The organism is Rhodococcus aerolatus (assembly GCF_054783215.1).
Genome location: NZ_BAAGQZ010000016.1, coordinates 1 through 24,114, shown reverse-complemented (window position 1 = coordinate 24,114; position 24,114 = coordinate 1). Strand labels below are relative to the sequence as shown.

26 protein-coding genes and 1 pseudogene are annotated in these 24,114 nt (G+C 73.2%); 11 read left to right on the top strand and 16 right to left on the bottom strand.

The features are described 5' to 3' along the window. The 14 genes from ACYVOF_RS07200 to ACYVOF_RS07135 all read right to left on the bottom strand — a co-directional run bounded on the left by ACYVOF_RS07200 (window position 1) and on the right by ACYVOF_RS07135 (window position 12,939). A complete protein-coding gene (locus ACYVOF_RS07200) occupies window positions 1–1,878 on the bottom strand; it encodes an NADH-quinone oxidoreductase subunit 5 family protein (protein WP_460865128.1) in 1,878 nt (625 codons plus the stop codon). Window positions 1,879–1,886: 8 nt separating this feature from the next. After that, window positions 1,887–2,192 (bottom strand): NADH-quinone oxidoreductase subunit NuoK, encoded by a 306-nt coding sequence (nuoK, locus tag ACYVOF_RS07195; protein ID WP_460865126.1) that lies wholly within the window; start codon window positions 2,190–2,192, stop codon window positions 1,887–1,889. Between the two features lie 46 nt (window positions 2,193–2,238). Then, on the bottom strand, window positions 2,239–2,811 hold the full coding sequence (locus ACYVOF_RS07190) for an NADH-quinone oxidoreductase subunit J (RefSeq protein ID WP_460865124.1): 573 nt from the start codon (window positions 2,809–2,811) through the stop codon (window positions 2,239–2,241). A gap of 16 nt (window positions 2,812–2,827) precedes the next feature. Next, the gene (locus ACYVOF_RS07185) at window positions 2,828–3,763 is read right to left on the bottom strand and encodes an NADH-quinone oxidoreductase subunit H (RefSeq protein WP_460865123.1); all 936 of its coding nucleotides are present in this window, start codon (window positions 3,761–3,763) and stop codon (window positions 2,828–2,830) included. Beyond that, complete coding sequence (locus tag ACYVOF_RS07180) at window positions 3,756–4,715, bottom strand: hypothetical protein (RefSeq protein ID WP_460865121.1); 960 nt, start codon at window positions 4,713–4,715, stop codon at window positions 3,756–3,758. Before ACYVOF_RS07180 ends, ACYVOF_RS07185 begins: the two co-directional genes overlap by 8 nt. A 10-nt stretch (window positions 4,716–4,725) precedes the next feature. Beyond that, window positions 4,726–5,076, bottom strand: a complete 351-nt coding sequence (locus ACYVOF_RS07175) for an NADH-quinone oxidoreductase subunit A (protein ID WP_460865119.1) — start codon at window positions 5,074–5,076, stop codon at window positions 4,726–4,728. Continuing rightward, the gene (locus ACYVOF_RS07170) at window positions 5,073–7,313 is read right to left on the bottom strand and encodes a heavy metal translocating P-type ATPase (RefSeq protein ID WP_460865117.1); all 2,241 of its coding nucleotides are present in this window, start codon (window positions 7,311–7,313) and stop codon (window positions 5,073–5,075) included. The genes ACYVOF_RS07175 and ACYVOF_RS07170 overlap by 4 nt, the downstream gene beginning before the upstream one ends. Then, window positions 7,313–7,516, bottom strand: coding sequence for a heavy-metal-associated domain-containing protein (locus tag ACYVOF_RS07165; protein ID WP_460865115.1), 204 nt, complete (start codon window positions 7,514–7,516; stop codon window positions 7,313–7,315). The genes ACYVOF_RS07170 and ACYVOF_RS07165 overlap by 1 nt, the downstream gene beginning before the upstream one ends. Window positions 7,517–7,545: 29 nt before the next feature. Next, complete coding sequence (locus ACYVOF_RS07160; protein ID WP_460865114.1) at window positions 7,546–7,827, bottom strand: metal-sensitive transcriptional regulator; 282 nt, start codon at window positions 7,825–7,827, stop codon at window positions 7,546–7,548. Between the two features lie 64 nt (window positions 7,828–7,891). Beyond that, window positions 7,892–9,481 carry a multicopper oxidase family protein gene (locus ACYVOF_RS07155; protein ID WP_460865112.1) on the bottom strand — a complete coding sequence of 530 codons (1,590 nt, stop codon included), beginning with the start codon at window positions 9,479–9,481 and terminating at the stop codon, window positions 7,892–7,894. 139 nt (window positions 9,482–9,620) lie between these two features. Continuing rightward, window positions 9,621–10,073 carry a DUF6153 family protein gene (locus ACYVOF_RS07150; RefSeq protein ID WP_460865109.1) on the bottom strand — a complete coding sequence of 151 codons (453 nt, stop codon included), beginning with the start codon at window positions 10,071–10,073 and terminating at the stop codon, window positions 9,621–9,623. Between the two features lie 382 nt (window positions 10,074–10,455). Beyond that, window positions 10,456–11,133, bottom strand: coding sequence for an ion channel (locus ACYVOF_RS07145; RefSeq protein ID WP_460865107.1), 678 nt, complete (start codon window positions 11,131–11,133; stop codon window positions 10,456–10,458). Window positions 11,134–11,280: 147 nt separating this feature from the next. Further along, window positions 11,281–12,342 (bottom strand): peptidoglycan DD-metalloendopeptidase family protein, encoded by a 1,062-nt coding sequence (locus tag ACYVOF_RS07140; protein ID WP_460865105.1) that lies wholly within the window; start codon window positions 12,340–12,342, stop codon window positions 11,281–11,283. 174 nt (window positions 12,343–12,516) lie between these two features. Beyond that, window positions 12,517–12,939, bottom strand: coding sequence for a hypothetical protein (locus tag ACYVOF_RS07135; protein WP_460865103.1), 423 nt, complete (start codon window positions 12,937–12,939; stop codon window positions 12,517–12,519). A 118-nt stretch (window positions 12,940–13,057) separates the two neighbouring features. Here ACYVOF_RS07135 and ACYVOF_RS07130 point away from each other — a divergent pair, with 118 nt between their 5' ends. The 4 genes from ACYVOF_RS07130 (at window position 13,058) to ACYVOF_RS07115 (ending at window position 15,704) form a co-directional block, all read left to right on the top strand. Next, entirely contained in the window at window positions 13,058–13,285 is a 228-nt protein-coding gene (locus ACYVOF_RS07130; protein WP_460865102.1) for a hypothetical protein, read from the top strand. 310 nt (window positions 13,286–13,595) lie between these two features. Further along, window positions 13,596–13,973 (top strand): BlaI/MecI/CopY family transcriptional regulator, encoded by a 378-nt coding sequence (locus ACYVOF_RS07125; RefSeq protein ID WP_460865100.1) that lies wholly within the window; start codon window positions 13,596–13,598, stop codon window positions 13,971–13,973. Further along, the gene (locus ACYVOF_RS07120) at window positions 13,970–14,923 is read left to right on the top strand and encodes a M56 family metallopeptidase (RefSeq protein WP_460865098.1); all 954 of its coding nucleotides are present in this window, start codon (window positions 13,970–13,972) and stop codon (window positions 14,921–14,923) included. The genes ACYVOF_RS07125 and ACYVOF_RS07120 overlap by 4 nt, the downstream gene beginning before the upstream one ends. 118 nt (window positions 14,924–15,041) lie before the next feature. Continuing rightward, window positions 15,042–15,704, top strand: coding sequence for a TlpA family protein disulfide reductase (locus tag ACYVOF_RS07115; protein ID WP_460865097.1), 663 nt, complete (start codon window positions 15,042–15,044; stop codon window positions 15,702–15,704). A 55-nt stretch (window positions 15,705–15,759) separates the two neighbouring features. Here the strand turns inward: ACYVOF_RS07115 and ACYVOF_RS07110 are convergent, their stop codons facing one another. Continuing rightward, complete coding sequence (locus ACYVOF_RS07110) at window positions 15,760–15,936, bottom strand: hypothetical protein (RefSeq protein WP_460865095.1); 177 nt, start codon at window positions 15,934–15,936, stop codon at window positions 15,760–15,762. Between the two features lie 202 nt (window positions 15,937–16,138). On the opposite strand from ACYVOF_RS07110, the gene ACYVOF_RS07105 reads away from it, so the two are divergent. The 5 genes from ACYVOF_RS07105 to ACYVOF_RS07085 all read left to right on the top strand — a co-directional run bounded on the left by ACYVOF_RS07105 (window position 16,139) and on the right by ACYVOF_RS07085 (window position 22,370). Next, entirely contained in the window at window positions 16,139–16,771 is a 633-nt protein-coding gene (locus ACYVOF_RS07105) for a TlpA disulfide reductase family protein (RefSeq protein WP_460865166.1), read from the top strand. 2 nt (window positions 16,772–16,773) lie between these two features. Beyond that, window positions 16,774–17,634: a cytochrome c biogenesis CcdA family protein gene (locus tag ACYVOF_RS07100; RefSeq protein WP_460865164.1), complete on the top strand. Its 861-nt coding sequence runs from the start codon at window positions 16,774–16,776 to the stop codon at window positions 17,632–17,634. A gap of 92 nt (window positions 17,635–17,726) precedes the next feature. Next, window positions 17,727–19,304 (top strand): cytochrome c biogenesis protein ResB, encoded by a 1,578-nt coding sequence (gene resB / locus ACYVOF_RS07095; protein WP_460865163.1) that lies wholly within the window; start codon window positions 17,727–17,729, stop codon window positions 19,302–19,304. Window positions 19,305–19,414: 110 nt separating this feature from the next. Then, window positions 19,415–20,929 carry an apolipoprotein N-acyltransferase gene (gene lnt / locus ACYVOF_RS07090; protein WP_460865094.1) on the top strand — a complete coding sequence of 505 codons (1,515 nt, stop codon included), beginning with the start codon at window positions 19,415–19,417 and terminating at the stop codon, window positions 20,927–20,929. Between the two features lie 46 nt (window positions 20,930–20,975). Continuing rightward, window positions 20,976–22,370, top strand: coding sequence for a prolipoprotein diacylglyceryl transferase family protein (locus ACYVOF_RS07085; RefSeq protein ID WP_460865092.1), 1,395 nt, complete (start codon window positions 20,976–20,978; stop codon window positions 22,368–22,370). A 151-nt stretch (window positions 22,371–22,521) separates the two neighbouring features. On the opposite strand, the gene ACYVOF_RS07080 is transcribed toward ACYVOF_RS07085, so the two are convergent. After that, entirely contained in the window at window positions 22,522–23,280 is a 759-nt protein-coding gene (locus tag ACYVOF_RS07080) for a nucleoside phosphorylase (RefSeq protein ID WP_460865091.1), read from the bottom strand. Between the two features lie 192 nt (window positions 23,281–23,472). Here ACYVOF_RS07080 and ACYVOF_RS07075 point away from each other — a divergent pair. Both ACYVOF_RS07075 and ACYVOF_RS07070 read left to right on the top strand, forming a co-directional pair. Continuing rightward, window positions 23,473–23,703, top strand: a pseudogene (locus ACYVOF_RS07075) (mycothiol-dependent nitroreductase Rv2466c family protein); the annotation flags it as partial. A 65-nt stretch (window positions 23,704–23,768) separates the two neighbouring features. Continuing rightward, window positions 23,769–24,053, top strand: coding sequence for a transposase (locus tag ACYVOF_RS07070; protein ID WP_460865090.1), 285 nt, complete (start codon window positions 23,769–23,771; stop codon window positions 24,051–24,053). Window positions 24,054–24,114: the final 61 nt, after the last annotated feature.

Below are 24,114 nucleotides of genomic sequence, written 5' to 3'. Positions count from 1 at the left end.
TCAGGGCACCAGCACAATCAGCACGGCCAGCACCACGAGGGCGGCGACGGCCTGGGCGTAGTAGGTGTGGAGCTGGCCGGTCTGCGGCCGGCGGGCCAGGGCACCCAGCCGGCGGGCCCCACTCGCGGTCGCGGTGGCCGCACCGAGGGCGACGGGCTCGGCCCGCTCATCGGCCAGCGTCGCCAGCCGCCGCGTCCCCCGCGCGAGCGCGTCGACGACGCCGGCGACGCCCCGGTCGTCGACAGCGGCCAGCCCCTCGGCCAGGCGCGTGACGCCGACGCCGACGCCGCGCAGCACCGCGGTGGCACCCACCCAGCCCGTCAGCCACCCCGGTGCCCCGAAACGCACCCCCCGACGGTCGGCCACGACCACACCGGTGACGACGACCAGGACCAGCGCCGCGGAGGTGAGCAGCTCGACGACGGTGGCCGGGGGTCCGCCGAGGACCTCCGCGGCGGGGGTCAGCTCCAGCAACCCCAGGCCCGCGGCGAGCACCGCGAGCCCGACGAGTGAGCCGACGACCAGGGCGCTGACGGTGCGGGTCCCCTGCCGCTCGGCGTCGAACCCGGCAGGCTCGGTGTCCCCGGCGCCCGTGTCACCGGCACCGTCCGGCGTCGGGGCCAGAACGACCGCCAGCACCCGGGCCCCGTAGGCGGCGCTCAGCGCGGCGGCGAGCAGACCCACCGCGTAGAGCACCGGGTGCGCCTCGGCGGTCCCGGCCAGGGCGGCGTCCTTGCCCACCCACAGCGCCAGCGGCGGCACCCCGGCCAGGCTCAGCGCACCGACCACGGCCGCCGCCCCCACCCCCGGGTAGCGCCGCCCGACCCCGCGCAACGCGGTGAGGTCCTTGGTGCCCAGCGCGTCGAGCCACGCCCCCGCGGCCAGGAACAGCAGCGCCTTGGTCGCGGCGTGCGCGACGAGCGCGGCGACACCGCCGGTGATGGCCCCAGTGCCCGCGGCGAGCACCATGAAACCGACCTGCGCGCAGGTGGACGCGGCGAGGAGCTGCTTGAGGTCGTGCTGCACCAGCGCCACCGCGCCCATGACCACCCCGGTCACCGCGCCGACCCAGGCCACGGGCAACGCCCACCCGGTCGCCTCGAGCAGCGGGTGCATCCGCAGCAGCAGGTACGCCCCGGCGGCGACCATGGTGGCCGAGTGCAGCAGCGCCGAGACCGGGCTCGGCCCGAGCATGGCCCCCGACAGCCACCCGCTGAACGGCAGCTGCGCCGACTTGCCCACCGCGGCCAGCACCACCCCCCCGGCCACGACCTGCACCCACCCGGTGCCCCCGGCCTGGTTCAGCTGGGCCAGCGACAGCCCACCGACCCCGGCCGCCAGGGCCGCGCCGGCGGCGACGTAGAGCCCGACGTCGGCGGTGCGGGTGACCAGGAACGCGGTGTCCCCCGCGGCCACCCGGCGGCGCTCCCGCCACTGGTGCCCGATCAGGGCGTAGGACGCCGCTCCCATCAGCTCCCACGCCATCAGCAAGGTGAGCAGGGTGGCGGCGGTGACGGTGAGCAGCATCGCCGCGGTGAACACCAGCAGCAGCCCGACGAGGCGGCGACGGCCCTCCTCGGGGGAGCCGGCGACGAACACCAGCACCGCGAGCGCCGCGACCGCGACGGTGAGCACCATGGCCGCGGCCAGGGCGTCAACCGTGAGCAGCAGGGGTTGCCCGGGCAGCAGCGGCACCTGCCCGCGGGGTCGGGCGAGGGCGGCGAGGGCGGCGAGCACGGTGACGGCCGCGGCCGTCGCGACCCCGACCGGTGCGGCGGCGCGCTCCCCGACGCGGGGGGCGACGGCGGGCAGGGCGAGCAGCCCCACACCGACGGCGGCGGGCAGCCCGACGAGGCCCCCGAGCAGGAGGCCGGTCACAGCGGGGGTCATCCGTGCAGGTCCGCGGCCATGTCGGTCATGTCCACGTCGCGCGCCCGGAAGATCGCGGTGACCACAGCGAATCCGACGGCCATCTCCACGGCCATCGCGGTCAAGGCCAGGAGGACCAGGACCTGCCCGTCCGCCCGCCCGGGTGAGAGGTAGAACCAGAACGCGGACGCGGCCACGACCACAGCGTTGATCATCAGCTCGATGCCCATCATGATCATCACGACGGACTGCTGGGACAGGGCGCCGTAGATGCCGATGGCGAGCAGCGCGGCGGCGAGCAGCAAGAACAGCTGCAGGGTCATCCCCCCACCCCCACGTCGGGGCGCCGGCTCGTCTGGCTCTCCGGGCTCACCGTCCGACCCCCCCAGGGATGGGGTCGTCGGCCCGCGCCGCGTCCAGGTCGTCGCCGAACCGGTCGTAGCGGCCGCGGTCGGTGGCCAGCACCACCGACGCCACGATGGTGGTCAGCAGGACCAGCCCGACCACGACCATCACCAGCATCTTCGACCCCATCAACGCCTCGCCCAGGGCGAGGGTGACGTCGGGTGGCGGCGTGCCGTCCCGGGTGGGCCAGTCCACCAACAGGATCCCGGCGGCCAGCACCACGAAGGTGCCGACGGCGAGGGTCATCGAACCCGCCTTGTTGTGGTACATCTGCATCGGCATGAGCCCGGCCGGGTTCATCATGTACATGAGCATGAACACCGCCATCACAGCCATCTCCATGATCATCATGAGGATGACCACCACCGCCAGGTAGCTCAGCTGCAGCAGCGCGATGTCGATCGCGGCGAGCACGAAGGACGCCAGCAGCGCGAACGTGGCCCGGGCCATCGAGCTCACCCGGAACACCGCGAACCCGGTGGCCACCGACCCCAGCGCGCAGACCCAGAACACCACAGCACCTGCTGCTCCCGTCACCACTGCTCCCTCCGTCTCACAGGACTGCCACCGCGACGACCGCGGCCTGGGCCAGGGTGGCCGGCACCAGCCACAGCCACGCCTGCTCGGTGAACCGTTCCATCCGGACTGCGGGCCCCCGCGAGCCGAGCCACACCAGCAGGCCGAGCACCGCCACCGTCTTGAGCACCGACCACAGCCACCCGGGCAGCAGCGGGCCCGCGCCGCCGCCGAGGAACAGCGGCACCGACATGGCCGCGGTCGCCGCGAGCAGCAGCAGCCGGCCGGCGCGCAGGAGCAGCGCGTCGACCCCGGCCAGCTCGGCCCCGGCGCCGCCGGCGACGTCGCGGCCCAGGGCGGCGCCGAACGGCCCCCACACGCTCAGCGCGACCGCCGAGAGGAGGTAGACCGCGAACGCCAGCGGCATCCACACCCCGAACCACAGACCGTGCTGGGCGGCGACGATGTCACCGACCCGCAGCGACTGCGCGCCGGTGGCCACCGCGATCAGCGCGAACATGTGGGGGAGCTCGTAGGCCAGGCCCTGGGCCAGGAAGCGGTACCCGCCGACCAGGCTGACCACGCTGTTGGAGCCCCAGCCGATCAGCCACAGCGCCACCCACACGATGACGTCGGCCATGTTGAAGAACACCAGGCTGATCGAGGAGTCCAGGGCCACCGAGTCGCCGATCGGCACGACGGCCGCGGCGAGGACCGCGGCGACGGGAAGCCCGATAAGGCCGAGGCGGGCGAGCCCGGTGTCCCCACCAGGGGTGCGGCGGGGTTGCTGCAGCAGCAGCCGCGTGGCGTCGCGCACCGGGGCGAGGCCGACCCCGCGCAGCCCCACGCCCCCGGCGCTGCGCTGCAGCGCAGCGGAGAGCACGGCGGCCGCGGTGGCGAGAACCCCGAGCACGACCGGGACCAGCACCACCGTCCACAGGGGGGCAGCACCGACCGGTGACGGGTCAGCCACGGCCCGCGCCCCCTGCCCGGGTGGCGCGGTCACCCGCGGGCGCCCAGTCCAGCGAGGCCACCACGATGCGTGCGGTGCCCAGCTCGGTGCCGGTGAGCAACCCGCCGAGGCGGTCGGGGTCCCCGGGGCAGGGCGTGCCCTGCTGCCCCGCGGCCTGCGCCAGCCACGCCTGCCACCGGTCGGTGACGTCGCGACCGCTCAGCACGCCGAGCCCGCGGGTGGCTGCCCGCAGCCGCCGGGAGCGGGACAGGGTCCGGGTCAGGGTGGCGAGCGGCGCGGCGACGTCGCGCCCGGCGTGGCGGGCGTCGCGCAGCACGGCGGCCCGGGTCGACGCGGTGTCCCAGCCGAGCACCGAGAGCAGGGTGGACAAGGCGTCGAGGGCCAGGACCGGGGCGTCCGCCGGCGCGGTGGTGACCGGCTCGTCGACCCACCGGGCGGCGGCCTCCTGCAGCACGTCGCCCTGCAGCACGGCCTCGACCTGCAGCCCGGTGGGCCAGTCGGGCAGCACCGGTCCCAGGGTCGGGTGCAGCTGGTCGAGCATCAGGCCGTCGCGATCAGGTCCGCGGTCGGCCATCATCAGCCCGCCGGGCATCTCGCCGTCCTCGGGGCCGGCGCTGCGACCGGTGTGGTCGTCGCGTTGCGCACCGGTGTCGGCCAGCAGGTCCCGGGCCTCGGTGAGAGCGTCGTCGGCCTGGGCCGGGTCGTCGAGGAGCACACGGGCCCGCGGGCTGGGCAGGTGGTCCCACACCGCGTCGAGGGCGTCGCCCAGCTCGGGGCCCGGGTGCCCGCAGACCACCAGCAGGTCGGCCGCCGCGGGGGTCACCGCGGGGGTCCAGCCCCGCCGGCGGGCCGCGGCCGCCGCGGCCCACCCCACCGGCTGCGCTCCGGGGGCGGCGACGATGTACGGGCTGGGGAGGGCGAACCGGCGCAACCGCGCACCGAGCGGGCTCACGTCCACGCTCTCAGGTCCACCGCAGGGCTCCCTCGCGCCAGGCGTAGAGCACACCCGCGAGGAGCAGCAGCAGGAACCCGAACATCTCGACGATCGACTTGGCGCCGACCGAGGTCACCACGAGCGTCCACGGGTACATGAACACCATCTCCATGTCGAACACGAGGAAGATCATGCTGACCGTGTACCAGCGCACGTGGAACCGGGAGACGGCGTGCTCGGCGGGTGCCGCACCGGACAGGAACGGGTTGCGGCGCAGCGGGCTGCGCGCCACCCGGACCGCCCACCCGGCGCCGTACAGCCCTGCTAGCCCGGCCAGCACCACTGCGACCAAGGTGCCGGCGGCGACCACGCCGCTCACGTGACCGACCGGAACCTGCGCAGCCGCAGGCTGTTCGTCACCACCAACACCGAGGAGAACGCCATCGCGGCCCCGGCGATCATCGGGTTGAGCAGGCCGAGCGCGGCCAGCGGGATCGCGGCGACGTTGTAGGCGAACGCCCAGAACAGGTTCCCCTTGATCGTGCCCAGGGTGCGCCGCGCGAGGCGGATCGCGTCGACCGCGGCCCGCAGGTCCCCGCGGACGAGGGTGAGGTCGCTGGCCTCGATGGCCGCGTCGGTGCCGGTGCCCATGGCCAGGCCGAGGTCGGCGGTGGCCAGGGCGGCGGCGTCGTTGACCCCGTCACCGACCATCGCGACCACGCGGCCCTCGGCCTGCAGCGCGGCGATCACGGCGACCTTGTCCTCGGGCAGCACGTCGGCGTGGACCTCCTCGATGCCCACCTCGGCGGCGATGGCGCGGGCCACGGTCTCGTCGTCCCCGGTGAGCAGGACGGGGCGCAGGCCGAGGCCGCGCAGCTCCGAGATCGCCTGCGCCGAGGTCGGCTTGACGGTGTCGGCCACGGCGAGCACGCCGCGGGCCCGGCCGTCCCAGGCCACCACGACGGAGGTGCGGCCCTGCTCTCGGGAAGCGTTGAGCGCGGCCTGCAGGTCGGCGGGGACGTCGTCGACCAGGTTCGCCCGGCCCACGGTGACGGTGCGGCCCTCGACCTCGCCGCGGGCGCCGCGCCCGGGCAGGTTCGTGAACCCGGTGACCGGCGGGTGGTCGGTGTCGGCGATGGCGCGGGCCACGGGGTGCTCGGAGCCGGACTCGACGGCCGCGGCCAGGCGCAGCACCTCGTCGCGGTCCTCCCCGGCGGCGGGGATCACGTCGAGAAGGGCCATGCGGCCGGTGGTGACGGTGCCGGTCTTGTCGAGCACCACGGTGTCGACCTGCCGCGTGCTCTCCAGCACCTCGGGGCCCTTGAGCAGGACGCCGAGCTGGGCGCCGCGGCCGGTGCCGACCATGAGCGCGGTCGGTGTGGCCAGCCCGAGCGCGCAGGGGCAGGCGATGATGAGGACGGCCACGGCGGCGGTGAACGCGGCCTGCCCGCCCCCGCCGGCGAGCAGCCACACCGCGAGGGTCCCGAGGCTCAGCGCGATGACGACGGGCACGAAGACGGCAGCCACCCGGTCGGCCAGGCGCTGCACCTGGGCCTTGCCGTGCTGCGCCTCCTCCACCATCCGCGCCATGCGGGCGAGCTGGGTGTCGGCACCGACCCGGGTGGCGCGCACCACGAGCCGCCCGCCCACGTCCGTCGTCGCCCCGACCACGGCATCCCCGGGACCGACGGACGCGGGCACGGACTCCCCGGTGACGGTGGCGGCGTCGACGTCCGCGGTGCCGTCGACGACGACGCCGTCGGTGGCGATCCTCTCCCCGGGCCGGACGACGAACACGTCGCCGACGCTGAGCTGCTCGACGGGCACCCGGGTCTCCCGGCCGTCGCGCAGCAGGGCGACGTCCTTGGCCCCGAGCTCGAGCAGGGCGCGCAGGGCCGCACCGGAGCTGCGCTTGGCCTTCGCCTCGAGGTAGCGGCCGGCGAGGATGAAGGTGGTGACCCCGGCAGCGGCCTCGAGGTAGATCGAGCCGGCGCCGTTGGTGCGGCCGACGGTGAGGTCGAAGCCGTGGCGCATGCCGATCACCCCGGCGTCACCGAGGAACAGGGCGTAGAGCGACCAGCCGAACGCGGCCAGCACCCCGACGGAGACCAGGGTGTCCATCGTGGTCGCGCCGTGGCGCAGGTTGGTCCACGCCGCCCGGTGGAAGGGCAGCGCGCCCCAGACGACGACGGGCGCGGCGAGGGTCAGCGAGAGCCACTGCCAGCCGTCGAGCTGCAGCGACGGGACCATGGCCAGCAGCACCACGGGCGCGGTGAGCAGCGCGCTGACCACGAGGCGCTGACGCAGCGGGTCCTGCCCCGCGGCAGCGTCACTGGGCTCAGCCGGCTGGTCGGGCTCCGGCGGCAGCGCCGCGGAGTACCCGGCGTTGGCCACGGTCTCGAGCAGCGCGTCGGTGCTAACCGAGTCGGCGAAGCGGACGCGGGCCTTCTCGGTGGCGTAGTTGACGTCCGCGGTGACCCCGTCGAGCTTGTTGAGCTTGCGCTCGATGCGGTTCGCGCAGGACGCGCACGTCATGCCCGTGATGGCCAGCTCGACCTGCTGGTCGGGGTGCGCCGCCTCCGGGGCCGCGGTCGGGGCGGCGGCGGGGGCGACCATCAGGCGGACGGGACGAGCTTGTAGCCGGCCTCCTGCACCGCGGCCTGGATCTGGTCACGGGGGACGTCGCCGTCGACCACGAGCGCACCGGAGTCGAGGTCGACCGAGACGACGGACGCGCCGTCGAGCTCGTCGACCTCCTCGGTGACGGAGGCGACGCAGTGCTCGCAGGTCATGCCGGTGACGGTGTAGGTGGTGCTCACGGGTGTGCTCCTCCAGCTAGGTCGTGCGGTCAGCTACGGACGAGGCGGGCGATCGCGTCGGACGCCTCGCGGACCTTCAGGTCCTGCTCGGCACCCCCGGCGCGGGCGGCCTCGACCATGCAGTGCGCCATGTGCTCCTCGAGCAGGCCGAGGGCGACGGACTGCAGGGCCTTCGTCGCCGCGGAGACCTGGGTCAGGACGTCGATGCAGTACGTGTCGGACTCGACCATCCGCTGCAGCCCGCGCACCTGTCCCTCGATGCGCCGCAACCGCTTGAGCTGGTCGTCCTTGGTGCCTGCGTATCCCGCCACGACATCCTCCTACGGTCCAGCGCGTACGTTACCCCCCTAGGGTAACTACCGCACCTCTTGGGTGTCACACCACGTAGGAGAGCACGGTCATCATGCCCAGCTCGCCGTGGTAGGTGTTGTGGCAGTGCACGAGCCACTGGCCGGGGTTGTCGGTGTCGAGGTCGATGGACAGGGTCTGCATCGGCAGGACGTTGACGGTGTCCTTGCGCACCCCCGGCCCGGTGCCGTTCACCACCGAGAAGGTGTGCCCGTGCAGGTGCATGGGGTGGAACATCATCGTCTCGTTGCGCATCGTCAGCCGCACCCGCTGCCCGCCGCTGACCTGCAGCGGCTGGTGCTGCTCGTAGGGGACCCCGTTGAGCACCCACCTCCGGCCGCCGTCGACCATGCCCAGGCTCAGGTCGATCTCCCGGTCCGGGGTCCGGGTGGGCAGCGCGGCGTCCGCGGTGGGGACCAGGTCGGTGTAGCTGAGCAGGCGCCCGGCGAGCTCGGCGACCGGGGTGCCCGCGGCGGGCGTGGGGCCCGATGCGGTGCGGAGCACGGCCATGGCCCCGGTGCCGTCCTTGCCCTCCGGGGCCGCGACCACGGGGAACGCCCCATCGCCGGCGGTGACGATGACGTCGTAGCGCTCCCCCATCCCGAGCAGCAGCGCGTCGACCTCCACGGGGGCCACGGGGTACCCGTCGGCGTGGGTCACGGTGAGGCGGTGCCCGCCGACCGCGAACCGGTACGGGGTGTCACTGCCCGCGTTGATGACCCGCAGCCGGATGCGGCGGCCCGGGGCCGAGCTGATGACGAACGGGTCACCGGGAGCCCGGCCGTTGATCAGGTGGGCGGGGTAGACGACGTCCCCGGTGTCCTGCCCGAGGGGCTGGGCCGCGGTGGGGCCCCCACCCATGCCTGACCCGCCCATTCCCATACCTCCGCCGGACATCCCGTTGCGGCCGAGCCCGGCCAGGATGGCGTCGGGGCTGTCGGACCAGCCGTCGGTCCAGTCGTCGAGGACGAGGACGGCCTCTTCGTCGTAACCGCCGGGCTCGGCCGGGTCGTCGATGACAAGCGCGCCCTGCAGACCGCGGTCCGCCTGCACCCCGACGTGGGGGTGAAACCAGTAGGTGCCTGGGTGCGGGGCGAGGAAGGAGTAGGCGAACTCCCCGCCGGGTGCGACGGAGTCCATCGTGACCCCGGGGACGCCGTCCATGTCGTTGCGCAGCGCGAGGCCGTGCCAGTGGACCGTGGTCGGGTCGGGGAGCCGGTTGACCAGTCGCAGGTCGAGGCGGTCCCCGACGCTCGCCCGGATCACCGGGGCGGGGATGGCCCCGTCGTAGGCCCACGTCGAGACGGTCCGGCCCCCGAGGTCGACCGTGGCGGGGGCGGCGGTGAGGGTGCGGGTGACCACCCGACCGGTCGTGGCCCGGCCCGCCTCGGTGACGGCCACGACCGGGGCGTTCGGGGTGACCGGGACCGGGAAGGGGCCGGCCGGTCGACGGGACACGAGCTCGACGCCGGTCGCGGCGGCGCCGGCGACGACGAGTCCGGTGGCACCGAGGCCGAGCAGCCGGCGACGGCTCAGGGTGGGACCGGAGCCACTGAGGCGCTGGCGTGCGGGGGTGGCGGGGTCGTGTCGGTCAGGGGTGGGGACGGTGTCGGACACAGGTGTCTCCTGGACTGGGCTGCGAGGGGGGTGGACGCTGACCCGTGGCAGAGGCACACGCCGAGAACGACGGCGCCCCGTGACCGACGGGCCGGTCAGGGACGGGACCTCGACCCCGGACCGGGTCGAGGTGGTCCTGTCACACCCGCAGGACGGACAGCCGCAGCAAGGAAGAAGATCCGGGCGGGGACGAGCGCGCCCCGCCGGACGCGCACAACTTGGAAGCCGGGCGGGGTGGCGCCGCGGACCCTCGCGAGGTGAGAGCGAGCAGCACGAGGGCGGTCGCGGCGAGGACAGCCAGGCACCCCATCGCCATGTCCCCCATCACCATGGGGGCACCCGCGCCGCTCACCGACGCGAGCGGCGCCTCGGCCGGGGCGAGTAGTGCGTCCGCCGGCGGGGTAGCCCGGTCGCTCACCGCGCCCGGCATGCTGGTGTGGCCCACGACGCCCACCATGGCCGCGTTCGCAGCAGCCGGAGACGAGTCCACAAGCAGCGAGTGCATCCCGAACACCCCCAGGACCACCGCGAGCACCAAGAGCCACCGGGCGGCGTTGCCGCCGCTGGCGGGCGCCGCTCGCCGCTTGGTCACGAACACAACGGTACTGCTGCGGGCGTGGCGGGGCAGACGCAGTGGCCGTCGCCGAGGTCCGGCGTGATCACGGACACCCGCACCGCACCTCCGTGATGATCCCGCCCGCACATGGGACACCGCGCCGCACCTAGTGACGTGTGGTGTCGACAACCCCGGGGTGCGGTGTTCCTCGCCCGGGTGGTAATCCACGGCCGCTTGGGGCCCACCCAGCTCAGCTCGCATGACCGCCTTGTGGCTCACCCCCGCCGCCGCTCGAGGCCCGCGTCCGATCGCGCCGGCATCCCGCCGGTGAGGGTGTGGGCCACACGTGGACGTCCCTCTGCCGTCCCGGGTGTCCCGGTTACGGCGCTCGGCTGTCGCCCGCATAGACGTACGTGCATCACACCTGGTCGCCTGGCAGGGTCGGCCACTGTTTTCCCGCCACCGCCACGAGGGCAGACATCCGGTCACGGCGGGAGTCCCCGCCCGACCCGGAGGGGTCGGGTCCGTGCACTGTGTCGAGGTAGACGTCGAGGGACGCGGCCAGCAGCTCGCGCCCGGACCCGGCCGCGGCGGTCCGGCGCTGCACCCCGTCGACGAGGTCGGTGAGCAGCGCCATCGCGACGACGGCGCTGCGGTCCGGCGTGGTGTCGGTGAACCGGTGCATCACCGGGTACGCCAGGTGGCGCATCGCGAGCTCGATCACCCGGGGCGCCAGCGAGCCCCGGTAGCGGTCCAGGTCCTGGCCCGCGTCGCGGTCGGTCACCAGGCTGGTGCCGGTGACCAACCAGACCTCGGCGGCGAGGGTGCGCTGGGCGACGACGGCGGTGACGACGTTGAGCAGGTAGGTGATCGCGAGGGTCACCACGAACAACCCGCTGAACGCGGCCACCACGGTGCCCACCTGCGCCCACGTGCCGCGGGGCACGTAGTCCCCGATGCCGAGGGTGAGCACGGTGTAGTAGAAGCGGCTCCCCGCACCCGCGGGGGCCCCGGTGCTCGAGGACACCACCGCACCCGGCCCGGCGCCCAGGGTCACGGTCCACCCCACCAGGAGCAGGACCACCCAGGTCGCCACGGTCCTCAGCAGCAGCCCGGTACCGGGGGGGAGCAGCCGCGGTCGGTGCCGGTGTGGGGACCACCTGGTCACCGTGCGGGACAGCAGCCCGCTGACCGGGCCCGCCCCCGATGCGGGGGCCAAGCCCAGCCACGACGAGCACCGGGGTCACACGCTGACCCCCCGCTCGGCGAGCCACGCCTGCGGGTCGACCTTGGTCCCGCCCGGGGTGATGACCTCGAGGTGCAGGTGCGGCCCGGTGGACTGCCCGCGGTTGCCCATCCGGGCCACCTGCTCCCCCGCGACGACCCGCTGCCCCGCGCTGACGGAGTAGCTGTCGATGTGGCCGTAGACGGTGATGGTGCCGTCGTCGTGGCGGATCCGGACCCACAGCCCGAACCCGGAGGCGGGTCCGGCGTCGGTGACGACACCGTCGGCGACGGCCACGATCGGGGTGCCGATGCTGTTCGCGATGTCGATGCCTGCGTGCAGCGTGCCCCCGCGGTCCCCGAAGGGCGAGGTGAGCTGCCCGACGGTCGGCTGGGCGACCAGCACCCCCCGGGCGGCGCCCGCACGGCTCGCCCGCGCCGCTACCCCACCACGGTCGACCGCCGGTTGCTCCTGGGCGTCGGGGGTGGGCACCGCGGGAATCGTGGCGAGCAGCGCCTGGGCCTCGGCGCTCTGCGCGACGAGGGTCGCCCGGCGGGCCACGACCGTCTCCTGGGCGTCGAACGCCTCCTGCGCGGCGGCGGCGGCGCGTTCCCGCGCGGCGGTCGCCGCGAGCAGGGCACGATCCGCGGCCGTGCGGGCCTGCCCCGCCGCGGCGAGCCGGGTTGCGCTGTCCTCCCCGAGCAGGTCCAGGGCGGTCATCCGGTCGAGCAGGTCCTGGGGCCCGGTGCTCACCAGCACCGCCGAGACCCGGGAGGTCCGTGCCCCGGCGTAGGCGGCACCAACCAACTTGTCGGCCTCCTGCCGCAGTGCCTCCGCGCCCGCGGCGGCCACCGTCGCGGACCCGGCTGCCGCCGACTCCCCGCCGGTGGCGGCAGCCAGCTCCCCGCGGCGTGCGTCCAGGGTGGCCTGAGCCGCCGCTAACTCGGCCGTCACGGCCACAGCCTCGGCGTCGAGCTCGGCCAGGCGGGTCGAGGCCGGGTCACCGGGCCAGGGCGGGGGTTGGGCGGCGGCCACCGGCGAGGACACCACCACCAGCGCCGCGGTCAGTGCCGTGAACACCGCCCACATGGGACGGCGCCGGGAGACGGCGCCGAAAGGGACAGACGGTCGGGGAGCACGAGCGGGGCAGACGGTCACAGGCATGGGTCCTCACAGGTCAGCGCTCCGCCTGCTGCCCCCAGGAGCAGCAGACGAGACGAGCAGGGGGTCGGGTCGGGGGCAGAGCTATCCCCGTCAGACCCGCTGCACCCCGCTGACGGCCAGGACGTCCATCCCGACCGACCCGACCCACCGGGTTCGGGTCGTCGACCACCAGGCCGCCGACGCCGCGCCGACCGGCTGCCGTGCCCCCGGGGTGCCGCAGGCCAGCGCCGCGGCCACGGCGAGTCCCGCCAGGGCCACCGCCACGACCGCGAGCCAGTGCGCGACGTCGTCGCCCGACCCGGTCGGGGCGACAGGGGGCGTGTCCTCGTCCGCGATGATCGCGACGCCTGTGGCCGCAGGGTGGTCGACCGCGACACCCGCGGGCTCGACGGCCGCACCCTCGTGCGCGTAGTGACCGACCTGCTGGACAAGCACGACCCCGAGCACCACGGCAAGCACCAAGAACAGCCACCCCACCCGTCGCCGCACGCGCAGGCAGGAGACCGGTAGCACCACCCCAGGCTACAGCGAGGCCACAGCCCGGTCTCGGTCACATCACGGGACCCAGCGTCACAGCGGCACTCCGCCTCGATGTCACCACCGCGGTCCTGGTGACCCACGAGAAGAACAGGTGTTGCCGACGGCCGACCAGCTGGTGGCCGTGCTGCGCTCCGCCGCCGCGCCCAGGTCGGCCACCCCACACCGTGTCGCGCACCCGGTCAAAGCCGCCGCCGTCGCCACCGTCGTCGGCGGCGGCGGCGACGGCGACGGCGACGCGATGCTGCTGCCGTGTCGAGACGGCGGCAGCCGGGCCACCACCTTCCTGCTGGGGACCCTCGTCGTGACTCGGGGGAGTTGATGTCGCGCCAACCCTTGTCCCGACCAACGCGGCCGAGGACAGCGAGCGCGACGCCCTTGGCAAGGTCCTCACCTCATACGGTTTGTCCGCCTGCATCGCAGCTGTTCGCCACAGAGCCGAGAGCCCCCGGGCCGGGAGGGGCGACGAGGCCGTGGCTCGACCGCCCCGGTCTACCATCGGGGCAGATCACGTCGTCGGTGCCCGCGGTGGGCGTCACCTCCGCGATGAGGCCGCGCACGTCTGTGTCACAGGGTCTTGTGGCCCGGCGCGTCACGCGGGGCGGGTCGAGCCGGAGCGAAAGAGGTGGAGCGTGTCGGCGAGGGGCTTGGGTGAGCTCGAGGCGGCAGTCATGGATGTGCTGTGGGTTCAGGACAGCGCAGTCACGGTGCGGGAGGTTCGTGCCGCCCTCGCGCTCCAGCAGGAGCGCGCCTTGGCTTACACCACCGTGTTGACCGTGTTGGACAACTTGCACCGCAAGGACTGGGTTCGCCGCGAGATGGCGGGTCGGGCGTTTCGCTACTGGCCGGCGCGGTCTCAGAAGGAAGCCACCGCTAACGCGGTGCGCACGCTGCTGGAGTCCACCCAGAACCCAGCCGCGGTGCTGCTGCACTTCGCCCGCACAGCATCGGAGAGTGAGTCTGCGGTGCTGCGCGCCGCGCTCCTCGACGAGGGCGGGCAGTCAAAGTGATCCTGGCCGTCGTGCTGCTGCTCGGCGCCGCACTGGTCGGCACCCTTGTTCCCGCCGTCCTTCGGCGGGTACCCCTGTCGCGCGTCGGTCCCCACCTTGCCTTGTCGATGTGGCTCGCGGCGATGATCGCGTTCTGCATCTTTGCTGCCTCCGCTGTGGTGACGGCGCTCTGGCCGGGACACGCCCCAGCGGAGGGGATGGCCGAGGTGGCAGTCAGGTGCCTGGCACGGCTCCAACATGCGGTCGGCGCGCCGATGCAGGGGGCCGTGGCCGCGGTCGGCGGTCTCGTTCTGCTCGGTTTCCTGGCCCGGTCAGTCGTGCTCACCCGCCGCCACTTGGTGGCGCAGTCCTCCTCCTACGCGCTGCACCACGACCTGCTGGATCCGATCGCGCGACGAGACGAGTCCGCCGTCCCCACGATGTGGCTCGCCCACCCCGTTCCACTGGCCTACGCCGTGGCGGGTCGCCCTGGGTTCGTGGTCGCCACCGACGGGCTGCGGGACATGCTCGACCCAGCAGAGCTCCGTGCTGTACTGCTGCACGAGGCAACTCATCTACGTGAGCGTCACCACGTCGTGGTCGGTGCATGCGGCATTCTGAGAAAGGTGCTGCCGTTCGTGCCGCTGTTTCGCCACGCCCACGTCGCAGCGTTGACCCTGGTGGAGCTGGCCGCTGACCGCGTCGCGGTCCGCGCTACCAGCGTCGCGACCGTTCGGTCTGCCCTCTGCAAAGTCGCTGCCCACCCCCAGCAGTCCCCCGCCGGCACCTTGGGTTTGGCCCACACCGCGCTGGGAGCAAGGCTGGCCCAGCTCAGCGCCGTCGACCGCGCGGCACCGCCTCGCACCTCTGCCGCAGCGTGCGCCGGGGCGGCCGCGTTGACGCTCTCGGCGCCGGTCGTCCTGGCCGCGGCGACGGTGCTCGCGGTCTCCACGGTCCTCTGTGTCCGCTGAGCACCGCTCAACGCGTGGCCGAGCTTTGCTCGACCGGCGCACAGCCGACGGGGATGACCGGCAGCTGGTCCTTCGTGACGGGGTCGCGAGGACGAGCCCCGAGAAGCAGCAGGAGATCATGACAACACAGCTGCGGTGGACGATCACCGGCCTGGTCGCGGTCATCGGTCTGATGGTCGCGTTGTGGCCCACCGGTACTTCCACGCCGGGGGACACGGGGACGACAGCGCAGCGGGTGGCGGGCTCCACCCCGCCATCGGGCGACAGTGAGCCGCAGACCACCGCGCTCGATGCGGCGCGAGCCGCGGCCCGGTTGCAGGAATGCCCGGCACCGGGTGGCGGCACCCCGCTAGGGCCACTGGCCGGCGTGCTGGTCACCTGTCTCGGACACCCCGGCGCCGTCGATCTCGGAGCAGCGCTGAACGGACGCACCGTCGTGCTCAACCTATGGGCCTCGTGGTGCGGCCCATGCCGACGAGAGATGCCCGCCCTGGCGCTCTACGCGGCGCAACCCGGGGCCGCGACAGTCCTCGGGGTTAATGTGCAGGACGACCCCGCCGCTGCCGTGGCGCTGATGGCCGATCTCGGGGTGCAGTATCCCTCCGTGATCGACACCTCCGGGGCTGTTCAGGCTGCGCTTAGAGCCCCCGCCGTCCTGCCGGTGACCTTCGTCGTCCACCCCAGCGGGCGCGCCGACCGGGTCAGCGCCCCACCCACGTTCGCCGACCCGGACCAGGTGCGGGGCGCGGTCGACCAGGACCTCGCCGAGCACGGTCGGTAGAAAACCGTCGCCGAGCTCGGTCGGGCAGAGTCTCACCGTGTCATCGCGCCGATGACTACCGCCGCTGGCGTGTCCGCGCGGTGAGCAGGAGCACCCCGGCAACAACGATGACGCCGGCGGCGGGGTACCCCATCACGAGGTCCTGCAGACCGGGTGGTGACAACACCGAGAACGCCCCCAGGTGCGTGACGACGTGCAGAACCCCCACCGCCAGGCCCACGGCGACGAGCACCCACCCCACCGCCCGGCGGCGCCTGACCCGCCGATACTCCGCGGTGTACAGGCTTCCTCGCCCTCGTCCCCCGGTCCTGCTGGTCCTCGCCCACATCGTGAAACCCTCACCCGCCTGGTTGTTTCCGGCCCGCCCGCGGGCACGCACCGCCCCCGGCTACTATTGACGATGGTAATAGGAGGAGGGCCAGTTGGGAGAGTCGATGACCGGTGGTGAGGTGTTGCCGTGGCCTCGGTCGGCGCGCCGGTGGCTCGCCGTGGTGGCGGCTGTCGTGAGCGCGGTGGCAACGGGCTGCGCGACGGGCGCGGACGCGGTCGCCGCGGGCGGCTCCTTCAGCTTCGTCTCCCCCGGAGGTCAGACCGACATCACCTACGACCCACCGTCGTCGCGTGGGTCGCTGGGGACCTTGTCCGGTCCGGAGCTGCTGACCAACAAGCCGATCTCGGTCGCGGACTTCCCTGGCCAGGTCGTGGTGATCAACCTGTGGGGACAGTGGTGCGGTCCGTGTCGGGCCGAGTCGAAGGACCTCGAAGAGGTCTACACGGCGACGAGGGAATCCGGTGTCGCTTTCCTGGGCGTCAACGTGCGCGACCCGCAGCGCGACAAGGCACAGGACTTCGTCCGTGACCGCGGGGTGACCTACCCGTCGGTCTACGACCCGCCGATGCGCAGCGTGCTGGCGTTGAGCCAGAGCTACCCCACCAGCGTCATCCCCTCGACGATCGTCGTGGACCGGCAGCACCGCGTCGCGGCCGTGTTCCTCCGCCCACTGCTGGCCTCCGATCTCCAGCCCACGGTCGAGCGCCTCGCCGCCGAGACCCCGGTTTCGCCGTGACCATGGCGGCCGCCGGGATCGGTGAGGCGTTCCAGGCCACAGCGGCCACGGGCCCCCTCGTGCTCGCGTTGGGTGCCTGCGTCGCGGCCGGTCTCGTCTCGTTCGCCTCACCATGCGTGGTTCCACTGGTGCCGGGGTATCTGTCCTACCTGGCGGCGGTGGTCGGAGCGGACGCACCTGCCGTCGAGGCGCGTCGCGGCGCGGGGACAGCGAGCGGTCCCGAGTGCCTGACACCCGTCGCGGTCGCCGCCCCCTCTCCCACGGCCGGGCGGTCGGCGCGGTGGCGGATCGCCGGGGCCGCGGGGCTGTTCGTCGCCGGATTCACCGTGGTCTTCACCCTCGCCACCGTGTCGCTGTTCGGTGTCATCGCCGTGCTGCGGCTCAACACCGAGGTCCTGCAGCGCCTCGGGGGGGTCGTCACCATCATCATGGGCCTGGCGTTCCTCGGTGTCGTCCCCGCGCTGCAGCGCGACACCCGACCACACCCACGACGAATCCCCACCCTGCTCGGTGCGCCACTGCTGGGTGCTGTGTTCGGCCTCGGGTGGACACCGTGCCTCGGTCCCACCCTCGCCGGGGTCCTCTCGGTCGCGGCAGGGACCGAGGGCACCACCGCATGGCGGGGAGTCACCCTGATCCTGGCCTACTGCCTAGGCCTGGGGCTGCCCTTCGTGCTGCTCGCCTTGGGATCGGAGTCAGCGCTGCGCAGCGTCGGCTGGGTACGGCACCACACCCGGACGATCCAGCTCGTCGGGGGTGTCCTCCTGGTCGGTGTCGGTGTCGCGCTGGTCACCGGCGCGTGGGGGGACCTGGTGTCCTGGCTGCGTTCCGGACCGATCGCCAACGTCACCACCCCGATCTGAGCGGCCGGGTGACCACCACCACGACCCCGCCGATGGGTCGGCGGTCCCGATTGTGGGCCCTGCTGCGCAACGGGTGGCGTCAGCTGGTGAGTATGCGCACCGCGTTGGTGCTGCTGTTCCTGCTGGCCTTGGCGTCGATCCCGGGGGCACTGCTGCCGCAGCGGTCCCTGAACGCTCCGAAGGTGGCCGCCTACCTCGCCGCCCGACCGACCATCGGCCCGGTGATGGACCGGGTGGGGTTGTTCGACGTGTTCTCCTCCCCCACGTTCGCCGCGATCTACGGGCTGCTGTTCGTCTCCCTCATCGGCTGCCTGCTGCCCCGCACGTGGGAGCAGGCCCGGACGCTGCGGTCCCGCCCGGTGGCGGTCCCGAGGAACCTGTCCCGCCTGCCCCATCACCACGTGACCACCACCGCAGCGGACACCACCGAGGCCGTGGCGGTGGCCGAACGGCGCCTGCGGCGGTGGCGGACGACGCGACACACCGGTTCTAGTGACCAGCGCGGCGAGGTCACCATGTCCGCTGAGCGCGGGTACCTGCGGGAGGTCGGCAACCTGGTCTTTCACTTCTCCCTGGTCGGGCTGCTCGCGGCCGTGCTCATCGGCAAGCTCGTCGGCTACGAGGGCCAGCTGATCGTCCTCGCCGACGGTGGCCCCGGGTTCTGCAACACCTCCCCCGCCGCCTACGACTCGTTCCGGGCCGGGCTCACCGGTGACGGGGTGGGCCTCGAGCCGTTCTGCGTCAAGGTCGACCAGTTCACCGCCGACTACCTGCCCACCGGGCAGGCCGAGGCGTTCCTCGCCGACATCGAGTACCAAGCGGGGCCGGACCTGCAATCCAACACGTGGCGCCCGTATGACCTGCGGGTCAACGACCCGCTGCGCCTGAGCGGGGACCGGGTGTACCTGCTCGGGCACGGGTACGCACCCCAGTTCACCGTCACCTTCCCCGACGGGGAGTCCCGCACCGAGGCCCTGCAGTTCAAACCCGTCGACCTGACCACCCTGCTCAGCGACGGGGCCATGAAGTTCGACCCCCCGGCCGGTCTCTACCCGGACCCGGAGCAGCGACGCCGCAACCAGGTCGCCCTGTCGGGCCTGCTCGCCCCGACCGCCGCGTTCACCGGGACGCTGCTGTCCTCGGGGTTCCCCGCCGCCCGCGACCCCGCCGTGGCCATCGACGTCTACCAGGGCGACACCGGCCTCGACTCCGGCGCCTCCCAGTCGATCTTCGCCCTCGACACCACGTTGGTCGACGAAGGACGCCTGATCAAGCAGGCCCGGGTCAACCTCCGCCCCGGGCAGGCCACCACGTTGCCCGACGGCACCACCGTCCGGTTCGACACCGTCATCCCCTGGGTGTCCCTGCAGACCTCCCACGACCCCGCGCAGGGTGCGGTGCTGGTCTTCGCCCTCACGATGACCGCAGGACTCATGGCGTCGCTGCTCGTCAAGCGCCGCCGCGTCTGGGTCCGGTTCACTCCCCACGTCGACGGCACCCGCGTGGAGATCGGGGGGCTCGCCCGCACCGACCAGGCCGGGTGGGGAGAGGAGTTCACCGAGCTGACCGCCGAGCTCGTCACCGACCAGGCCGGTACGCCGCTGTCGGACAGCCGCGGGAGCGCCCCGCCACGGGATCAGCTCAGCGGTCCGCTCCCGAGGTCGCGATGACTGCGCCGACGAGGACAGCGCCGCCGTCCCGGACCGGCCCACCCACACCGCGGTGCCGCGCGGCGGGGGTCGCGGCCCGGGCGGGGGCCGCGGCGGGTGCGGGGGCGTTGATGTTCGCCGCGTTCCCCCCGAGATCGCTGTGGTTCCTCGCCCCCGTGGGTGTCCTGGTGCTGGTCCTCGTGCTGCACGGCCGGGGGGTGCGCGCCGGGTTCGGCTACGGCTACCTCGCCGGGTTGGGGCTGTTCCTGCCCCTGCTGCCCTGGGTCGGTGTGTACGTGGGTTCCCTGCCGTGGCTGGCGCTGGCCGCGGCCGAAGCGCTCGCGGTGGGACTGTTCGGTGCCGTCGCGGTGCTGCTGGCACGGGTGCCGGGCGCACCTTGGTGGATCGCGTGTGCCTGGGTGGGCACCGAAGCCCTCCGTTCCCGGGTCCCGTTCGGGGGGTTCCCGTGGGGGCGGCTCGCCTTCAGCCAGTCCCAGGGCCCGCTGCTGCCGGTGGCCAGCGTGGGTGGTGCTCCGCTGCTCAGCTTCGCCGTCGCCCTCATCGGCGCCGGCACCGCCGCAGCGATCACCGCCCGCCCCCGGCGCCGTCAGCTCCTCACCGGGGCGGTGACAGTCCTGCTCCCCGTCACCGTGGCCCTGCTCGCCGCGCCCGCGGTCGCGGCTCGAGCGCAGCCGCAAAACACTCTCTCGGTCGCCGTCATCCAGGGCAACGTCCCCCGCCTCGGGCTCGACTTCAACGCCCAACGCGCCGCCGTCCTCACCAACCACGTCAACCGCACCCTGGCTCTGGCCGACGACGTCGCCGCCGGACGGGCACCCCAACCCCAGCTGGTGGTGTGGCCGGAGAACGCCTCCGACGTCGACCCGCTGCGCAACCCCGACGCCGCACAAGCGATCACCCGCGCCGCCCAGGCCATCGGGGTGCCGGTGCTGGTCGGGGCGGTCCTGCGCAACGACGACGGCACCACCCGCAACACCGTGCTGGTGTGGGACCCGGTCACCGGGCCGGGCCAGGAGCACGACAAACGGGTCCTGGTCCCCTTCGGTGAGTACCTGCCCGCCAGGGCCGTCGTCACCGCCCTGTCCCCCTACGCCGCCCGGGCCGGGAACTTCGTCGCCGGTGACGGAAACGGGGTCCTCACCGCCGCCGGCACACCAGTCGCGGTCGCCACCTGCTACGAAGTGGCCTTCGACGGGCTCGTGGGTGAATCCGTCCGCGCCGGGGCCCAGCTGATCACCGTCCCCAGCAACAACGCCACCTTCGGACGCACCGACATGACCTACCAACAGCTCGCCATGTCCCAGGTCCGCGCCGTGGAGCACGGCCGCACCGTCCTCGTCGCCGCCACCAGCGGAGCCAGCGCCGTCATCACCCCCGACGGCACCATCACCGCCCAGACACAGATCTTCACCGCCGCCGCCCTCACCGCACGAATTCCCCTGGTCCGCGAGCTCACCCCCGCCACCCGGCTGGGTGCCGCACCCGAACTCGCGCTGAGCCTCGCGGCCGCAGTCGCTGCCCTCGTCGCCGCTGCGATGCGCCGTCGGCGGTCGAGACCCCCGCGACAGCTTAAGTCTGCGCACGACCCGGTGCGCGGGTCGTCAACTCTGACCAGGTCCCTCTAGCACTGACTACTATCATTGGTAGTGGCATCGAGCTGGTGGAGGAAGCGTGGCGAAGAAGCGGCGGCGGCCCGCGGGTCCCCAGCGGGTGGGGACACCCCCGACGCAATCGGGCACACCGAGCGCCGGGCGACAGACTCCAGAGCGGGATGTCGTCTCCACCGAGCCGGCCGTCCCGGTGGCGTTTCGTCGCCCACCGCACGCGGCGACCACGCCACCGCTGCACCCCGTCCCGGGCACATCCCCGTCCCCGACCCTGCAAACCCCGCAGACCCGCCCATCGCCTGCCGAGCCGCCCCCGGGGTCCACCGACACCACCGCCCGTTCTGCGGGTGCGAGCGAGGACGTCGAGCACACCGGGGTCCCGCCCCTTCGGCTGGGTGTCGTGAGCTGCGCCCCCCTGGTTGAGCTGGCACCACAGGGCATCGCCGCGACCTGCTGGCTGGACACCAACCTGGCGACGGAGTCGGCTGACCCCTACGACGTGCGGGTGCGCCTCACCGGGACCCGGTTGGACGACGCGGGTGTCGTCACCGGGGACACCTTCACCACCACCCAGACGTTCCCGGGCCTCCTGCCTCATACCGGAACGGTCGCCCTGAGCACCCGAACCTCCGCCATCAAGGCAGGAACGTGGCAGGTCCACGCGCAGGTCGACACGCCTCAGGGCACATCACCTCACGCTGCTCCGAGAAGGACGTTCGAGAAGGCCACCGGCCCCACGGGGTACCTGCCAGCACTGTCGGCAACGACCCCCGGGGTTCGGGCCGGGGTGTGGCCCGCGCTCGTGGGGACCGGGGCAGTCATCGCGGTAGGGCTCCAGCAGGTCTTCGCCGCCCAGCGTGGGCTCCCCACGGGTCGGCTCCTGGTGCTGTCCCTGCTGGCCTGCCTGCTGGGGCTGGCCGGCGCGAAGGGCTACTCCTACCTCACCCTGCCCAGAGGCAACCGGAGCCTGCTCACCGCGGGGCTGTGCATCCAAGGATTTGTGCTCACCGCGATCGCGGTCATGATCCTCGGGTCCGCGGTACTGGGCGTCCCGATCGGGGCCATGCTCGACGTCACCACGCCCGGGCTGCTCGCCGCCATGGCCTTGGGCCGGGTGGGCTGCTTCTTTGCCGGGTGCTGCTCCGGGCGACCGACAGCCTCGCGGTGGGGACTGTGGTCGACCAACCGCACCGTAGGGACACAACGGATACCCGTTCAGCTCCTCGAGGCGGCGTTCACCGCGGCCATCGCCGCCGCCTCGCTGCTCGAGCTCCTCACGGTCAGCGGCCCACTGCGCGGGCTGATCTTCCTGGCCGCGATCAGCCTCTACACCTTCGGGCGCCAATGGCTGTTCCTGCTGCGCAGCCAGTCCCGCCTCACCCCCCACGGTCGCACCCTGGTGATGGCCACCGCCGGGACCGTATTCGTCGTCGCAGCAACCCTGTTCGCCATCGGATGAGCACACCCGTGCCCGTCGCGCGCAGGACCTGGGATACAGGCGTCGACGGACAAAAGGTTGGGTGTTTGAACGCCAAGGACACAGGCTCCCCGGCCACCCACTTCGAGCACCCGCAAGGCGTGACCATTTTCGACCCGGGCGGTTGTCGGGACTACACCTCACGGTGCGCGGGGCGCAACAGGGCGGCCGCGACCGCACCCATCACGGCGAGGGTGTGTCGTACCCCGTTGTCGGGGCCCTTGTCGACATCGTCGCCGCCGTCGACGGCCATGGTGTTGGTGAGGTGCGCGAGGCACACGACCCGGTGGCCCCGGGCTTGTGCGTAGGCGTAGAGGGCGGCGGCTTCCATCTCCACGCACGTGATCCCGGCGGCGGCGGCGGCGCGTACTGCCGCGGCGGTCTCCCGGTACGGGGCGTCGGTGGTCCAGGCGGAACCGGTCACCACCGGCACCGGCAGCCCGTCGAACGCCCCCGCCAGGCGGTGTGCCAGGTCGGGGTCGAGCTCGCTCCACTCGGCGGGCGGCAGGTAGTGGCTGCTGGTGCCCTCGTCGCGCCAAGCGCGGTCGATGAGCACGAAGCACGGTGAGGCGGTGACCGGGGTGATGACCCCGGCCGAGGTGATGCTGATGACCAGCTCAGCACCCGAGGCGGCGAGCTGCTCGGCGACCAGCACCGCGAACGGTGCCCCCACCGCCATCCCGACCACCCCGACCTCGTGGCCGTCCACGGTGCTGACCCACATCTCGGTGTGGAAGCACGCCCAACCCTCGTGCCGGTGCCCCCGCCCGCCGCCGGCCAGGGCGCGGACGACGTCCCCGTCCGGGTCGAGCAGCACCACCCGCGGCACCGCCACGTCGACCAGGCCGCGGTGCCGGCGGGCCTCCCGGAGCAGGTTCTGCGGCAGGAACACCGACGGCGCCCCGTAGTCCCGGACCCACCCCGGTGGCCCGGCACCTCCTGGCCCGACCCCACCAGCGCCCGTACCGGACCCGTCGTCACCCATCCCGGCATCTCAGCAGCCGCCGACAGCGTTGCCGAGCACGGACCCCCCTTGCGGGGCATGGCGGGCCCGGTGGGGCCGCCTGCGGGCACACTCGGGGTCATGGCTGACATCACCTTCTACTTCGACCCGGTGTGCCCCTTCGCGTGGATGACCTCGAAGTGGGTCCGGAAGGTCCAGGCCCAGCGGGACTACACCGTGGAGTGGCGCTTCATCTCGCTGCGCCAGCTCAACGCCCACGTCGACTACGACGCCCAGTTCCCCCCCGACTACGAGGCCGGGCACACCGCCGGGCTGCGGCTGCTGCGCGTCGCCACCCGGGTCCGCGCGGAAGGGTCTGCTGCAGGTTCGGTTGACACTCGATCTGTGGGACGTGGTCCTGCAGGGAGGATGTCTCCGTGCCGAAGAAGTTCCCCGTGGAGTTCAAGCGTGACGTGGTTCGGGTGGCCCGACGTGGCGATCTGACTCTGGCTGAGGTGGCCGCGGACTTCGATGTGAGTGTCGAGTCGGTGCGCCGTTGGATGCGTCAGGCCGATGTCGATGACGGCGTGGTCGACGGACAGACCAGCAGCGAGCAGGACGAGCTGGTCCAGCTTCGCCGCAAGGCCCGCCGCCTCGAGCAGGAGAACGAGATCCTGCGCCGCGCCGCGGCCTACTTCGCGCAGGCGTCGCTCCCAAAATGACGCTTCTATGCCTTGCGTCAAGGCATGGAGGCTTGGAGCTGGCGGAAGACGGACCGGCAGA

What these genes read in the sequence shown, in the direction of transcription:
- ACYVOF_RS07105 (WP_460865166.1), top strand. Translation starts at nt 16,139, where the DNA reads ATGACCGGTGGTGAGGTGTTGCCGTGGCCTCGGTCGGCGCGCCGGTGG.
- lnt (WP_460865094.1), top strand. Translation starts at nt 19,415, where the DNA reads ATGTTCGCCGCGTTCCCCCCGAGATCGCTGTGGTTCCTCGCCCCCGTG.
- ACYVOF_RS07115 (WP_460865097.1), top strand. Translation starts at nt 15,042, where the DNA reads ATGACAACACAGCTGCGGTGGACGATCACCGGCCTGGTCGCGGTCATC.
- nuoK (WP_460865126.1), bottom strand. Translation starts at nt 2,192, where the DNA reads ATGACCCTGCAGCTGTTCTTGCTGCTCGCCGCCGCGCTGCTCGCCATC.
- ACYVOF_RS07100 (WP_460865164.1), top strand. Translation starts at nt 16,774, where the DNA reads ATGGCGGCCGCCGGGATCGGTGAGGCGTTCCAGGCCACAGCGGCCACG.
- ACYVOF_RS07170 (WP_460865117.1), bottom strand. Translation starts at nt 7,313, where the DNA reads ATGGTCGCCCCCGCCGCCGCCCCGACCGCGGCCCCGGAGGCGGCGCAC.
- resB (WP_460865163.1), top strand. Translation starts at nt 17,727, where the DNA reads ATGCGCACCGCGTTGGTGCTGCTGTTCCTGCTGGCCTTGGCGTCGATC.